General features: G+C 63.8%; 13 protein-coding genes and 1 tRNA gene. 11 read left to right on the top strand and 3 right to left on the bottom strand.

The features are described 5' to 3' along the window. Positions 1-296: 296 nt before the first annotated feature. The 6 genes from N826_RS02490 (at position 297) to N826_RS02465 (ending at position 7149) form a co-directional block, all read left to right on the top strand. Positions 297-2006, top strand: a complete 1710-nt coding sequence (locus N826_RS02490; RefSeq protein ID WP_052830770.1) for an ATP-binding response regulator — start codon at positions 297-299, stop codon at positions 2004-2006. Positions 2007-2441: 435 nt separating this feature from the next. Beyond that, positions 2442-3305, top strand: coding sequence for a sensor histidine kinase (locus N826_RS02485; RefSeq protein ID WP_169789276.1), 864 nt, complete (start codon positions 2442-2444; stop codon positions 3303-3305). A gap of 101 nt (positions 3306-3406) precedes the next feature. Further along, positions 3407-4117, top strand: coding sequence for a TIGR04283 family arsenosugar biosynthesis glycosyltransferase (locus N826_RS02480; protein ID WP_186818052.1), 711 nt, complete (start codon positions 3407-3409; stop codon positions 4115-4117). Positions 4118-4136: 19 nt separating this feature from the next. After that, complete coding sequence (locus N826_RS02475; RefSeq protein ID WP_044425694.1) at positions 4137-4766, top strand: TIGR04282 family arsenosugar biosynthesis glycosyltransferase; 630 nt, start codon at positions 4137-4139, stop codon at positions 4764-4766. Between the two features lie 94 nt (positions 4767-4860). Continuing rightward, complete coding sequence (locus N826_RS02470) at positions 4861-5901, top strand: phosphotransferase (protein ID WP_147040003.1); 1041 nt, start codon at positions 4861-4863, stop codon at positions 5899-5901. Between the two features lie 39 nt (positions 5902-5940). Next, positions 5941-7149: an ABC transporter substrate-binding protein gene (locus N826_RS02465; RefSeq protein ID WP_044425692.1), complete on the top strand. Its 1209-nt coding sequence runs from the start codon at positions 5941-5943 to the stop codon at positions 7147-7149. 30 nt (positions 7150-7179) lie between these two features. Here N826_RS02465 and N826_RS02460 read toward each other — a convergent pair whose 3' ends face one another. Then, positions 7180-8373, bottom strand: coding sequence for a phosphoglycerate kinase (locus tag N826_RS02460; RefSeq protein WP_044425691.1), 1194 nt, complete (start codon positions 8371-8373; stop codon positions 7180-7182). Between the two features lie 291 nt (positions 8374-8664). Between N826_RS02460 and N826_RS02455 the strand changes: the two genes are divergently transcribed. The 3 genes from N826_RS02455 to N826_RS02445 all read left to right on the top strand — a co-directional run bounded on the left by N826_RS02455 (position 8665) and on the right by N826_RS02445 (position 12095). Beyond that, positions 8665-9711, top strand: coding sequence for a class I SAM-dependent methyltransferase (locus tag N826_RS02455; RefSeq protein ID WP_044425690.1), 1047 nt, complete (start codon positions 8665-8667; stop codon positions 9709-9711). 169 nt (positions 9712-9880) lie between these two features. Then, entirely contained in the window at positions 9881-11452 is a 1572-nt protein-coding gene (locus tag N826_RS02450) for a CYTH and CHAD domain-containing protein (RefSeq protein WP_044425689.1), read from the top strand. A gap of 16 nt (positions 11453-11468) precedes the next feature. Then, a complete protein-coding gene (locus N826_RS02445) occupies positions 11469-12095 on the top strand; it encodes a ParA family protein (RefSeq protein WP_044425688.1) in 627 nt (208 codons plus the stop codon). Here N826_RS02445 and N826_RS02440 read toward each other — a convergent pair. Next, a complete protein-coding gene (locus tag N826_RS02440; RefSeq protein WP_280178410.1) occupies positions 12089-13297 on the bottom strand; it encodes a glycosyltransferase family 4 protein in 1209 nt (402 codons plus the stop codon). The genes N826_RS02445 and N826_RS02440 overlap by 7 nt on opposite strands. Positions 13298-13356: 59 nt before the next feature. Here N826_RS02440 and N826_RS02435 point away from each other — a divergent pair, with 59 nt between their 5' ends. Continuing rightward, positions 13357-13713 carry a hypothetical protein gene (locus N826_RS02435; RefSeq protein WP_044425687.1) on the top strand — a complete coding sequence of 119 codons (357 nt, stop codon included), beginning with the start codon at positions 13357-13359 and terminating at the stop codon, positions 13711-13713. Positions 13714-13727: 14 nt separating this feature from the next. Further along, positions 13728-13802, top strand: a tRNA-OTHER gene (locus N826_RS02430). A 13-nt stretch (positions 13803-13815) separates the two neighbouring features. Here N826_RS02430 and N826_RS02425 read toward each other — a convergent pair. After that, a complete protein-coding gene (locus N826_RS02425; RefSeq protein WP_052830768.1) occupies positions 13816-14814 on the bottom strand; it encodes a GNAT family N-acetyltransferase in 999 nt (332 codons plus the stop codon). Between the last annotated feature and the right edge of the window lie 8 nt (positions 14815-14822).

Here is a 14822-nt window from a genome sequence, read left to right as displayed (position 1 = left end):
GATGTTATCGAAAGCATCGTGGAAGCGGACTGATCTGGATCAATTCTTATGCAGGTCCATGACCGCATCTCCAGAAATTGGCATGGAATGAGCAAAGAAAGTTCGGCTGACCGGGAAAGCAAACACGCGGTTCCGTACACTTAGATGCAAGCCTAAGTCTTCAACCACCCGGCATGATCTACAGGGCAATAGCGGTTCGGCAGCCCGGGCGTATGATGGAGAATGATTCGTTCAGAGGGATGAGAGCCATAACGACATCATCGAAACAAGGCTCCGAAGACGCTGCCGCCAACCCGATGCCCAACGATACCGCCACGGAGGTGAGCACATCGGCCACCGGGCTTGTGTCGTCCGGGCTTGTGTCGTCCGGGCTTGTGTCGTCCGGGCTCGTGGCGACCGAACTCGCGGCTGCCAACCATAGCCTCAGTGAAACCAATGCCGATCTGGAACGGCGCGTCCTCGAAAGGACGACCGAACTGGCGCACGCGAACGGCCTGTTGCGCCTCAAGGAACAGACCTTGCGTCTGGCCCAGCATTTCGGCGGCGCCGGCACCTGGGACTGGGAAATCGGCACCGGCCGCCTGACTTGGTCCGATTGCTATGGCAGTCCGGATTGCCTCGACGATGATTCGACCCCCGGAACTTATTCCGACTGGCTGGAAACCTTGCTTCCGGAGGACCGCGTCGAGGTCGAGCGCAGGTTGAACGCATGCCTGCTCGGACAGGAGGACGAGTTCGTCATCGAGTACCGCATCGACCATCCGCCGCGCGACATACGCTGGATGGCGGGACGGGGCCGATGCATCCGGGACGACGCGGGAAAGCCTGTCAGGATGATCGGCCTGCGAATCGACATAACCGACCGCCGCAGGGCCGAAGAAGCCGCGCGGGCCGCACGCGACGAGGCTGAACGCGCCAATCTCGACAAGTCCCGCTTCCTGGCGGCCGCCAGCCACGATTTGAGGCAACCGGTGCAGGCCGCCTCGCTGTTCCTCGGAATGCTCGAGCGGCGCGACCTCGATCCGGAGACGCGGGATCTTGTCGGCATGGTATCGTCATCGCTGGAAGGATTGCGCGGGATGCTGAACGGCCTGCTGGAGGTGGCACGGCTGGAAGCCGGCATCGTCGATCCGCAGATGCGCGATTTTCCGATAGACGACCTGCTGCACCGGCTTGCGTCGGAATTCGAGGAACAGGCCCGCGTGAAGCGCCTGTGGCTCCAGGTGCCGCCCGCTTCCCTGGTCGTGTCGAGCGATCCGCTCCTGCTCGAACTGATCCTTCGCAATCTGATCTCCAACGCGATCAAATACACCGATCGCGGCGGCGTCACCGTCGAGTGCCGCGAACTGGACGGCTGCGGGGTCGTCGAAGTCGCCGATACCGGACGCGGCATTCCCGACGACAAGTTCACCGTGATATTCGAAGACTTCCGGCAGTTGGACAACCCTGCGCGCGACCGCGCACGGGGCTTCGGCCTCGGCCTCGCGACGGTGAGCCGGGTCGCCAGACTGCTCGGATACGATATCGGACTGCGGTCAGAACTAAACAACGGCTCGGTCTTCTCGTTCAAGATCCCACTCGCATCGGGCCATGAGACGGCAGGATCCGGGAGGACAGATCTCTTGGCGGAGGCGCCAGGAGACCTGACGGGCCGTTCCATCGTTGTGGTGGAAGACGATCCCGCCATCCTCATGGCTCTGGAGATGTTGCTGGGCGATTGGGGACTGGAGGTCCACTCCGCCAGTTCGGTGCAGGATGTACCAACGCTTCTCGACGGTCTGGATCGGGTTCCGGACCTGCTGGCGGTCGATTACCGGCTACCGAACGGCAGCAGCGGGCTTGACGTCGTGGACATCGTCCACCGGCGGTGGCCCGTGCCCGCCATCCTGATGACGGGAGATACGGCACCCGAGCGTCTTACGGAGGCCAAGCGGAGCGGTTATCGCCTTCTTCACAAACCGATCAACCCGGATGACTTGCGGCGAACGCTGGTCGACTGTCTTTAAAAGGGAACTTCGGTCATTCCGAACCATTAGACGTATCAGGTGGTGAGTTGCTTCAGGCCCGCTACCCGACGCGAAGGATCGATTCGCGTACGGAGTGGGTCTGGGCAACATCGATGTCCTGATAACGCGATGAGCAGGCAAATGGCGGGCGCCTTATGGGCAGTATTGGCGCACTTTCTACCTGAGCCAGCAAACGGGAGGAACTGAAACGTGCCAGGCCCTACCCGTAGCATGTACAGCACCAAAGAGTCGGCGGTTGAGGCGGCCGGTACCGACGATCTCATCGCTCGGCTTCAGTTCGCGGAAGCCAGCTGCGAAGAGGCAATCCTGGAATGTGAGGAGCTGCGAGATCAATTGAACACGATGACCGCGGAATGCAATAGTCTCGGGTCTCAGTTGACCGCAACGGTCGACCAACTGGGTAGAATGGAGCGATTGGCGGAGTCCATGCGCCGCCAGCGGTCGCGCGACCAGGAAACCATCCATGTATTGGAAACCCGTCTTGCCGCCAGTCAGGCGGAGGCGTCCAATGCCGAGGAGGAGTTCCACGTCTCCCTCGAGGAACTGGAGGTCTCATCGCGCAGCTTGGCGGAGAGCAACCTGCAGCTCTACGAGCTGACCCGGACGCTCGAGCGACAGGTCGACGAACGCACGGCCGACCTGCGGGCGTCGCTGGCCGACCGGGAGGCGCTGATCGAGGAGATCCATCACCAGACCCGCAACAACCTCCAGATCATCGCCAGTCTGCTCAACCTTCAGGCCAATCGCATCGGTGAGCAGAGTGCCGCCGAAGTCCGCAGGAGCCTTGCCCGTATCCAGTCCATGAGTCTGGTTCACGGACTTGTGTTCGATGAAGGAAGCCGTGCCGATACTCCTGCCTTGCCTCTGCTGACCGAGCTGTGCCGGCAATTGGCATCTAAGGGTGAGTCGTCCGGCGGCATCGCCATCGACGTAAACGGTCAAACCGGCCGTATCCCGCTGAATGCCGCCAGTCCACTCGGACTGATCGTTGCGGAACTGGTCAGCAATGCCCTCAGCCATGCCTTTCCGGATACGTCCGAGCACATTGTTGAAGACCGCCGGGTCCGGGTCGAGGTTTATGGAAATCCGGCGACCAACTGCATCGTCATTCACGACAACGGCATAGGCATGGACCCCAGTGCGCCCAACGACCGGCGTGGGCTCGGCTTGCTGCTTGTCAGAACCCTTGCCCGGCAAGCAAACGCCGAAGTGCGCTTCCTGCGGGACAACGGGACGAAGGTAGAGATCCATCTGCGCAGCCGGCGATCCGGTACCTGAAGATGGCGGCCGGATAGGCGGTGGCTGGCGAAGATGATCGGCAGAGATGATAGGATAGCGGCCGCGCCGTTCGAAGTTCGGCCGCTGCTTGCCGCCCCGTCTTGGAGCAGATCCTGTCCACCCTTGTCATCGTCATACCCGCCCTGAACTGCGCTTCAAGCCTGGACCGGATGCTCGAGTCGATCTCGAGAATTGCCAGAGATGCCGGGTGGCCGATCATGGTGGCGGACGGCGGCTCGACCGACGCGACCGTCACGGTCGCCAAACGGCATGAAGCCCGCATCGTGTCCGCCGAACCAGGGCGCGGGGTACAGTTGTCGGCAGGCGCCGGAGCCGCGATCAGCGACCTGCAAGCGGAGTGGCTGTTCTTCCTGCATGCCGACAGCATTCCGGATCCGGGTTGGCAGGAGACCCTCGCCGCGTTCATTCGTAAGCCGGAGAACATAGCCTGCGCCGCCTATGGGCGGTTCGAACTCGACCATGACACGCCGGCAGCGCGCCGGCTGGAAGCGATGGTGGCATGGCGCTGCCGCTGGCTGGGCCTGCCTTACGGCGATCAGGGACTGCTGATCCATCGGGACCTTTATCTGTCGGTCGGCGGATTCACGCCCATGGACCTCATGGAAGATGTCTCGATCGTCCGCAGGATCGGCCGGCACCGGTTGATCGGGCTGCCGACTGGCATTACGACTTCGGCTTCCCGCTACCGGAGAGACGGTTACATCCGCCGTCCGCTGCGTAACCTTACCTGTCTGGCGCTCTATATGATGGGCGCAGCGCCGCCGCTGATACGGCGGCTCTACTACAGGTGAAAACAACCCGGGTAGGAACGTGCCGCTTCGCCGCCATCTCATTGTCTTCGCACGTGAACTCCGGCTGGGCAGGGGAAAGCGCCGGCTCGCCGGCAACATCGGCCCGGTGGCGGCTGTCCATTTCCAGCGCGTGGCGCTTCGAACCCTGCTGTTCCGCATCAGCCGGGATCGCCGCTGGACGACCTGGGTGGCGTTGACTCCGGACCGTGGGCGCATGCCCGCACGACCGCCGGGAGTCGATATCCGTGCCCAGGGCGGCGGCGATCTCGGCGAACGGATGAGACGCCCCATGCGCCGTCCTCCGCTGGGCCTGCCCCCGGGACCGGTGGTGGTTGTCGGAAGCGACATTCCCTGTATCCGCAGCCATCACATCTGGCAGGCATTCCGGACGCTGGACAGGTACCCGTTCGTCTTCGGTCCGGCCCGGGACGGAGGCTACTGGCTGGTCGGAGCGCGCCGGCGTCCGGCGGAGCCGCCCGACTTCTTCGCGGGCGTAAGGTGGTCCACGGAACACGCTCTGGCCGACACCCTGGCCAACCTCGATCCGGCACGGGTGGGGGATCCTCTGCCGATCCTGGAGGATGTCGACGATCCCGAAGCCTGGAACCGATGGCGCCGGCACCCGTCTTTCGCATTCACGTCAAATTGAACGGCAGCCGCTTTGACTGGGAACGGCCATCCTCCATACTCACTCCATGATTTCGGATACGCTCCTTAAAGCCATACACCGGCGTCTGATCCGCTTGGCTGATTACGATGAAGTACGGCTGGATGACCTGATCCCGCTTCAGGGAACCGGCCTTGCCCATGAACACATCAGGGTCAAGGGACGCGGCGTGCTGCTGCGCGTGCCCAAGCAGAGCCAGCTTGCGCTCTCGGCGACGGTCAACCTGACCTATCAGGCGACATGCTTCGAGCGGGCGGCGCCCGGGCACCACATCCCCGGACTGCACGCCGTCCTGATACCGGACGAGACGGTGCCGCTGGGGGCGCTGCTGGTTGACGAGGTTCCGGGCCGGCCACCCGTCCTGCCGGACGACCTGCCGGCGATCATGACAGCGCTTGCGTCCATCCACTCCTTGCCGGTCCCGCCGGCACCGGCCCGCGCTCCGCTGCGCGACCACTCCGATCCCGTCGGTGAGACGCTGCACGAGGTAAGGCTCCAGGCGGCGTTCCTGGATGCCGCCGGCCTTGGCGCCGCTGCCCGGCGCGCGATCGACGAAGAACTGGCCTGGGCCGAAGAGTTTCGGAAGACACGGGCTCGACCGCCTTCCACCCTGATTTCGTTCGACGCTCATCCCGGCAATTTCCTGATCCTGCCGTCGGGTACCGCGGTTCTGGTCGATCTGGAGAAGGCGCGGTACGGTGCTGCCGGGTTCGATCTGGCCCACGCGACGCTCTATACCTCCACCACCTGGGATGTCGCCGTCAGCGCCGTGCTGGAGACATCGGCCACCGCGGACGCTTATCGCCACTGGCTGAAAAGCGTGCCGCCGGCACTCGCGGAGGCATCGGGTCCCTGGCTGCTGCCGATGCGGCGGATCATGTGGCTGTGGTCGGTGACATGGTGTGCCAAATGGCGGGTCCAGTCTCGCGCCGCGGTAACGGAAAAGCATATAGCGGAGAATGCCGAGGACTGGTCGGCCGACCTGAGCGAGCGTGCCCTGATCGATCACGTGGCGAACCGCGTGGCCGATTACCTGGATGCCGGAACCATCGCGGCGATCCGTTCCGAATGGCTCGGCGACAATGCGCTCACCGCCCTGTTGCCAAGGCAAGCCTGATCTCATGACACCGACAGAGCGAGTGACGACTTGAAAAAGATGCGCCTGACGACCCGCCTGACGACGCTTGTCGCCGCGACCGCCTTCCTCGGCTTTACGCCGCCGGCGACGGCGGCCGGATGGGACGACACCGTGGCGGCGGCTCGCGGCAAGGTGGTCTACTGGAACGCCTGGGCCGGCGATCCGAGGATCAACGATTACATCGGCTGGGTCGGCGGACAGGTTCGCGACCGCTACGGCATCGACCTTCGACACGTCAAGGTGACCGACACGGCCGACGTCGTATCACGGGTCCTGGCGGAGAAGGCGGCCGGCAAGGACCAGGGTGGCTCCGTCGATCTGGTTTGGGTCAACGGCGAGAACTTCGCCGCCATGAAGGAGAACCGGCTGCTTTACGGCCCCTTCGTCGACCGCCTGCCGAATGCGGCCCTGATCGACACCAAGGGCAAGCCCACCACGACAGTAGATTTCACCATCCCCACCGATGGACTCGAATCACCTTGGGGCATGGCTCAGTTCGTCTTCACCTACGATACCGAACAGGTGGCGAAGCCGCCGAGAAGTGCCGCTGCCTTGCTGGAGTGGACGAAGGCCAATCCCGGACGGTTCACCTATCCCAGCCCGCCCGATTTCACCGGCAGTACCTTCCTGAAGCAGATGCTGGTGGAGGTGACGCCAGACCCGGCGAGACTCCGGGATGCAGCCGACGATGCCGATTTCGACAAGGTCACTGCCCCGCTCTGGTCATACCTGGACCAGCTTCACCCCAATCTGGCGAGGAGCGGCCGGAACTTCCCGGCGACAGGGCCGGCGTTGAAACAGATGCTGGCCGATGGAGAGGTTGCCATAGGCATGAGCTTCCATCCCGGCGAAGCGTCACGCGACATCGCCACCGGCCTGCTGCCGCCGTCGATTCGGACTTTCGTGCTGGAGCGGGGCACCATCGGCAACACCCATTTCGTGGCGATCCCGTACAACGCCAACGCTCCTGGTGCGGCCATGGTGGTGGCGGACTTCCTGCTGTCGCCCGATGCGCAATTGCACAAGCAGGATCCCGGCGTCTGGGGCGACTTCACGGTGCTGGACCTGGATAAGCTGACTGCCGCCGACCGTGCCCGATTCGATGAGTTGCCCCTGGGCGAGGCGACGCTGTCCCACGAGGAACTGGGCGTTCCGCTGCCCGAGCCGCATCCGTCGTGGATGGTACGGATCGAGCAGCAGTGGCTCAAGCGTTACGGCGCCGGCTGACCCAGCCGGCGCATCCAGCATTGCCGCAGGTCAGGACTTGAGGGCCGCGACGCCCGGCAGGTCCTTGCCTTCGAGCCATTCGAGGAAGGCGCCGCCGGCGGCGGAAACGTAGGTGAACGAATCCTCGACGCCGGCTGCCGCCAGCGCCGCGACGGTGTCGCCGCCGCCGGCGACGCTGAGGACCCGGCCGGCCTTGGTCAGCGCCGCGACCGTGCCGGCCACCGCGTTGGTGCCGGCGTCGAACGGCTTGGTCTCGAACGCGCCGAGCGGTCCGTTCCAGACGACCGTCTTGCAGCCCTGAAGCTTCAGCGTGATGTATTCGACCGTGGCCGGGCCGATATCGAGGATCATGCTGTCGGACGGGACCTGATCGATCGCGACCACTTCGCTCTCGGCGCCGGCCTTGAACTCCTTGGCGGTGATCGCGTCGCGCGGCAGCAGGATCTCGCAGCCGGCTTCCTCGGCGATCGCCATGATCTCGCGCGCCTTCTCCGCCATATCCTTCTCGCACAGCGAGGCGCCGACCGCAGTCCCCTTGGCGTAGAGGAAGGTGTTGGCCATGCCGCCGCCCAGCGCCAGCAGGTTGACCCGGCGGACCAGGTTGCCCAGCAGGTCCAGCTTGGTCGATATCTTTGCACCGCCGACGACAGCCGCTACCGGACGCTCCGGCTTCTCGAGGGCGAGGGTGAGTGCCTTCAGTTCCGCTTCCATCAAACGGCCCGCAGCGTTCGGCAGCAGGCGGGCAAGACCTTCGGTCGAAGCATGGGCGCGGTGCGCCGCGGAGAAGGCGTCGTTGACGTAGATGTCGCCGAGTTCGGCCAGCTGGGCCGCGAAACCGGCGTCGTTCTTCTCCTCTTCCGGATGGAAGCGCAGGTTCTCCATCACGATGATGCCGCCGGCGTGGATCTTCGCCAGGGCGTCCTTGGCGACGGGGCCGACACAGTCGTCGGCGAAGGCGACCTTCTGCCCGACGGCCTTGGACACGGCGTCCACCACCTGCTTGAGCGAGTATTTTTCGTCGGGACCGCCCTTGGGACGACCGAAATGCGAGAGGACGACGACCTTGGCGCCGGCCTGCGAAAGCTCGGTCAGGGTCGGTGCCAACCGGTCGATGCGCGTCGTATCCGTCACGACCCCGTCCTTGGCCGGGACGTTCAGGTCAGCGCGGACCAGGACGGTCTTGCCGTCGAACTCAAAATCGTCAAGGGTTTTGAAGTCGCTCATCCGTGCCGTCCCATTCCTTGGTTCAGGGTGCCTGTTCAGGGCCTAACAATCTTTGCGGCATTTGTATGATGCCGATCACTCCGCGAGGGAACCAACCACAACCGCGCAGGCAAATCAATGTCCCCCGGACACGTCCGGCTGCGGCTATTTCAGGTAAGCCGGTTGGGCGCAGCCTTCCCGCTTTTCGTGCCGGCTTTTGCACCTGCAACCGTCCCATGGGCGCCGGACTTGGCATCCTGGGGGGAGAGCCTAGGTTAAGTGCATAGCTTACAGGAAAACGGAGCTCGGAAGATGATCGGACCGGCGGAATGGGCGGCTTACGCGTTGAGCCAGACGGCCCGAATTTCCTGGTTCTTCGGACAGAAGGCCTTGGTGGCGCGTCTGAACGGCAGGCTGGTTCCGGAAGAAAAGCAGCCGAAGGGGCTGACCTTTCCCGATAACTCCGAGATACTGGAAGAAGTTCGGCGACTGATGCGACGGGATCTCGCAAATATCGAGGCCGGCTATTACAGGATGCCGCATGATATGATCGAGCCGCCGCGCAAGGTCCTGCGCGACGCGGTGCGTTTCTTCCGCGACCTGCCGGAGGTGCACCGGCGTCGGCGGGACGATGTCAATGACGAGGTATTCGAGGAGAAGCGGCGGGAAGGCTCCGCCCTGCCCCGCTACTATCTCCAAAACTTCCATTACCAGACCGATGGCTACCTGAGCGACCATTCCGCGGAATTGTACGACCATCAGGTCGAGGTGCTGTTCGGCGGGGCGGCAGACGCGATGCGGCGTCAGGCGCTGGTGCCGCTGCACCATCATTTCCACACCCGGCGCACGACCGAGGCGCGGTTGTTGGACGTGGCGAGCGGAACCGGCCGGTTCCTGACTTTCGTGAAGGACAACTATCCCCGGCTCGACGTGACGGCACTCGACCTCAGCCCCAACTATCTCGCCCAGGCCCGGAGGCTGCTGTCGCCCTGGTCGCGCGCCCATGTGGTGCAGGCGGCGGCCGAGAGCATCCCGGCGCCCGACGCGAGCTTCGACGCGGTCACCTGCATCTTCCTGTTCCACGAATTGCCCCGCAAGGTGCGAGCGGCAGCGGCGGCGGAGATGGCGCGGGTGCTGAAGCCCGACGGCATCCTGGTCTTCGTGGAAACGGTCCAGAAGGGCGACAGACCGGAATTCGACGGGTTGCTCGAGCTGTTTCCCATCGGCTTCCACGAACCCTATTACGCCGACTACGTGCGGCAGGATTTGGCGGACCTCTTCGGCGGGGCCGGACTGGAGATCGTAGAAACGACCCCTGCATTCATGTCCAAAGTGGTCGTTTTGCGCAAATGCCGGTAAAATAATTCAAGGCCCCGTGCCGAACATTTCGTCATCGAAAGTTACAGTTTGATGACGATTATATGACATATTGTCTAATTTCTGATGACGTCGTATAAATTTGACCCAAGGTTTCGAAACTACAATTTATACCGCCCCATATGCAGGGTTGGGACGAGAGACGAAAAACATGGCCAATCAAGAGATCGAGCTGAAGCTGCGGATCGATCCGGAGCATCTGGCTCGCTTTCGCAATGCATCGGCGTTCGCCGATTCGACGAAGCGAGCCACCACGCAAAGTCTCGAAAGCATCTACTACGACACCGAAGATTTTGTCCTTCGCCAGCGCGGCGTCACCCTGCGGGTCCGCAAGAAGGGCAAGAGCTTCATCCAAACTCTCAAGATTGCCAACGAACATGCCGGTGGCGTCTTCAGCCGGGGAGAGTGGGAGTGCGAAGTTGCAGGAGCCCTTCCCGACCTGAGCGCCATCGATGACGCAGAAGCGCTGGAGCATCTCGGCGTCGTCAGCGCCGACGATCTGAAGCCGATCTTCGCAAGCCACATCAAGCGGAGCGTTCGCTTGCTGAACGGCGCCGACGGACAGCCCGGCGACACCGCCATCGAGGTCGCGGTCGACCAAGGTGAAATTCGGGCATCGGACGGGACCGTGCTGCCGATAGCGGAGGTCGAGCTTGAGCTGAAGAGCGGCGCCCCGCAAGCCTTGTTCGATCTGGCGCTCAAGCTGACGGAGGTGGCTCCCGTGCGGGTGGAAACCCGCACCAAGGCCGAGCGCGGCTATGCGCTGGTCGCTGGCGAAGCGCAGTCCGCCGTCAAGGCCCGGAAGCTCGAGCTGACGCCGGAACATACCGCCGAGCAAGCGCTCGCCTCCATCATGCGCAACTGCCTGTCGCATGCGGTGCTGAACGAAGCCGCTGCCTTGAAGGGTGAGGATGCCGAAGGCATCCATCAGATGCGCGTGGCCCTGCGCCGGCTGCGCTCCGCACTTGGCCTGTTCCGCGACCTGATGCCTGCCGACCAGTACGACTTCCTGTCGGGCGAGGTGAAGTGGCTGGCCGGAGAACTCGGGCATGCCCGCAACTGGGACGTCTTCCTGGCGGATCTGCTGGCGCCGGTAGAAGAAGCCTTAGGGGGAGACGAGCCGACCAAAGCGCTTCACTGCACGGCGCTGGCAAGCAGGACGCGGGCCTACGAACAGGCGCACGCCGCGATCCTGTCACCCCGCTATACCGTCCTGCTTCTACGCCTGGGCGGCTGGCTGGAGTCGCGATCCTGGCGGCAGCAACCGCTGTCGGAAGAGGCCGCGCGGCTGTTCGCTCCGGTCAGGGAACTCTCCGACGGCCTGCTCGCCAAGCGTCACCGCAAGGCGCGCAAGCGCGGCGCCGGATTCGCCGACCTGGCGCCCGCGGAACGCCATCAGTTGCGGATTGCCTTGAAGAAGCTTCGCTACGCCGCCGAGTTCTTCCGCTCGCTGTATGGCGACAAGGAAGTCGCCCGGTATCTGAAGCGGCTTTCGGCGCTCCAGGACGATCTAGGACACCTGAACGACGTGGCGACCGCCGAGATGCTGATGGGCAGGCTTGCCGGCGAGTCTGCGGAAGGTGAAGGCCTCTGGCGTATTGGCGGCGGCATGGTGATCGGCTGGCACGCACGCGGGGTCACTCAGCTGGAACCTTGCCTGGTCCGCGATTGGCATAAATTTGCGAAAGCGACGCCTTTCTGGTCGAAGCCCTCCAATCGCTAGGGTAGACTTCGGCATCATGCTCACAATCCTCGTCGCGAATATCAAGGGTGGCTGCGGCAAGACCACCATAGCCACCCACTTGGCCGCCGCTTTCGCGACAGCCGGGAAGACCACGGTGCTGGCCGACGTGGACCGCCAGAAGTCGAGCCTCGGTTGGCTGGAGCGCCGCCCCGCAAACGCGGCGCATCTTGTCGGCGTCGATTGGACCAGGGACCTCGACAGTGTCCCCAAGGGAGCGGCGCGGCTGGTGATCGACGCGCCGGCCGCCCTGAAGACGAAGCAGATCGAGGAGCTGGTGAAGCTGGCGGACGTGATCGTGCTGCCGGTCCTGCCCAGTACCTTCGACGAATTGGCGACCCGGCGCTTCCTGGACAAGCTGGAAGAGTTGAAGCCCATCGCGAAGAACAAGAAGCAGATCGCCGTCGTAGGCAATCGTCTGCGCGCCCGTACCAAGTCGGCGGACCGCCTGGACGACTTCCTGGACGGTGTCGGCCATACGGTCGTGACCAGATTACGCGATACGCAGCTTTATGCCGACGTGGCGGCGACGGGCCTCAGCCTGTTCGACCTTAACGGCAAGCGGGTCGGCGATTACCGGTCGGACTGGGACCCCCTGCTGCACTACATCGATCAGGTTCAGTGATCCCGCTTCCGTGAACCCTGGACATCTCCCTGGACCGCGGAACGGAACAGGGTGTCGTAGGTCGCGACCATGGCGGCCTCGTCATATTCCCGCACGGCGCGCGCGCGGTTGCCATGGCCCAGTCGCCGGCGCAGCGTGGCGTCGTTCAACAACGTCTTGATCGCTGAGGTGAAAGCCGATTCGTCATCTCGTGGAACGACGAACCGGCGGTTGTCGTCGGTCAGCATGCCGCGCACGTCTCCCACGTCGGTTGCGACGACAGGCAACGCAGCAGCCATGGCCTCCAGGAGACTCAAGGGCATCTGCTCGGTATCGGAGGACAGGGCGAAGACGTCAAGCAGACCGATAGCCAGTTCCGGGTTGAGCATCTGGCCCGCGAAAGTCACGCGATCCGAGATTCCGAGGTCGCGCGCCAAGGCTTCCAGGGCCGGACGGTCGGGACCGTCGCCGATCAGGACGAGACGGCATGCCGGCTCGGCCGGCAAGCTTGCGAAAGTCCGGATCAACCGCCCGAAGTTCTTCTCCCGCCGGAGCGTCCCGACCGATCCGACAAGCAACTCGCCGGGCTGCCGCCGTAGGACCGCAGGATCGGGCTTGGCCGCGAAGCGCGCGCAATCGATGCCGTTCGGGATGAAACGGATTCGCTTTTCCGGAAAACGCCAGGACTCCAGGGCTATCGATTCGAGCACGCGCGAAGGCACGATCAGCTCGGTCGGGGCTGCCAATGCCGCGCGGCGGAACCAGATCCGGCGGCGGAACTGGCGGCCGACCGCTTCTTCCGGACCGAAGCCATCCTCGAAATGGAGATGCGGGCAGACCGGTACGATCCGGTTGACCAGCCCCCACTCCACGGCGCCCCAGGCATAGCTGAGCAGAAGGTCGGGCTTCTGCGAAACCAAGGCGTGGCGGAAACGGATCAGGTTGCCAAGGCTGAGGAGACGGCCCTTGGCCACGGGGACGGACAGGACCCGGACGTCGAGTTCAGGATCGAGCCGGTCCAGGCAGTCGACATTGCCGTCCACCGCGACGATGGTGTGGCGGTAAGCCCGCCCCAGCCGGTTCGCGATCTTGACGAAACGCATCTGCTGACCGCCGACCTCGAAGGAAGAGAAGACATGAAATAAATGCAGTGGATCAGGGATTACTCCCTCAGAAATACTTTGATGAAACTGTGGGGGTGTGGCCCGATCTGCGATTGTCACGGCGTCTCTTCTTTGGCTAGGGTCGGCACCTGCCAACTGGCAGGTCGTCAGGAGGCACGATGTTCCACCCGCGCACCAGCCGCAAGAAGCTCGAACAGGTTATCCGGACGCTCGATGCGGCGGCTCGAATTGGTCATGAGACGAACTCCGACGGCTTCCGAATCGCCAGGATCGCGGAGCGGCGGAGCACGGACCGGTACGACGCGGTGATCGGGAAACTGGAACAAGGAATCGCGACCAGGAAGTTCGACCTGTCCCGCGACGAAGCGAGGCTGATGGTCACGGCCCTGGACTTGTACAATGTCCGGCGCACCGACGGGATCGGCCAAGGTTGGGACGAAGAGGCGGAACAGCTCTTTCAGGAGCTTCAGACCTTGTTCGCCAAGACATACGGCGAGGGTCTGTACGCGGCCTGAGCCGCAGAGAATACGGGGGAGTAGCTTAATCGGGAAAGCCCTGGCCTTCGGGTCAGCAGTTTCAGGTTCAAATCCTGGCTCCTCCACCATTTTCCCAGCCGATCAGCGCCCCAGCAGCCGGCGGCGCAGCAGACGCGGCAGGTAACGCCGGATCGTGTGGCCGGCACCGGTGAGGCTGAGGGGATCGTAGGCGGTCAGCACCCAGCGCTGGCGGCGTTCCGGAAGCCACTCCCGCTTATAGGGATCGTCGCCGCAGCCAAAATCGATCTCGACCAAGCCGCCGCGGTCGAAGGCGTCCCGCATCATGTGCCGCGTCAGGATCGAGCCGGGCGAGAAGCGCGCGAACCGTTCGGCATAGGAGAGTTTGAAGATCGTCGCATGGCGGTTCCAGACGATCCAGAGCTGAGCCGCCACCGGTTCTTCATCGACCATCAGAACACCGATCCGGACGGCTCCGGCACCGAAGCCGGTGGCGATCAGGCTCGGGATGAAGTTGGAGTAGGGTTCGGGCTCCTTCCACGATTCGGCGTGGACGCGCTGATACAGGTCGATGGCGCGGGTCGTGTCCGCAGGAGACTCCAGGATTTCTACCCGCGCACCGTGCGCCCGGAACAGAGCCCTCTCCTTGCGCTCCACCGTGTTGCGCAGCCGGCTGTTGCGTTCAGCCCAATATCTTGCGAAGTCGCCGGCTGGCTCCAGGTACCAATTGCCGAAATCCTCCGTCGCTTCGACCAGATAGCCGGCGCGGCCAAGACCGTTCCATAGGGCGTCGAAACCGGCGGAGGGCCGGTCCATCGCCGCGAAGACAAGCAGGCTGGGACGCGGTTTGCCGCGGCGGATCTCCCTCCCCCACTCCGCGACATCTGAAGCGGCGTCTGGGCTGGTCAGTAGCGGTGCGTAGCGGCATGAGTAGTAGTTGCCGAGCCACTCCATCCGGCGTCCCCGAAGGGGGCCGACGGCGTCAGGACGCTCGCGTATCGGCAAGATATGACCGCCGTCGAGGTGCTCGATTCGGACAACGTCGCCCGGGTCGAGGCAGGTTTCCTCAAACACCCGGTACCAGTCGGCCGTGTCGTAGAAGTGGGAGCAGGAAAGCGTCAAGGCCGGCA

Source organism: Skermanella aerolata KACC 11604, assembly GCF_000936425.1.
Lineage (GTDB): Bacteria > Pseudomonadota > Alphaproteobacteria > Azospirillales > Azospirillaceae > Skermanella > Skermanella aerolata.
The sequence above is the reverse complement of the archived record's forward strand: the minus strand, read 5'-3'. Positions and strand labels throughout refer to the sequence as shown.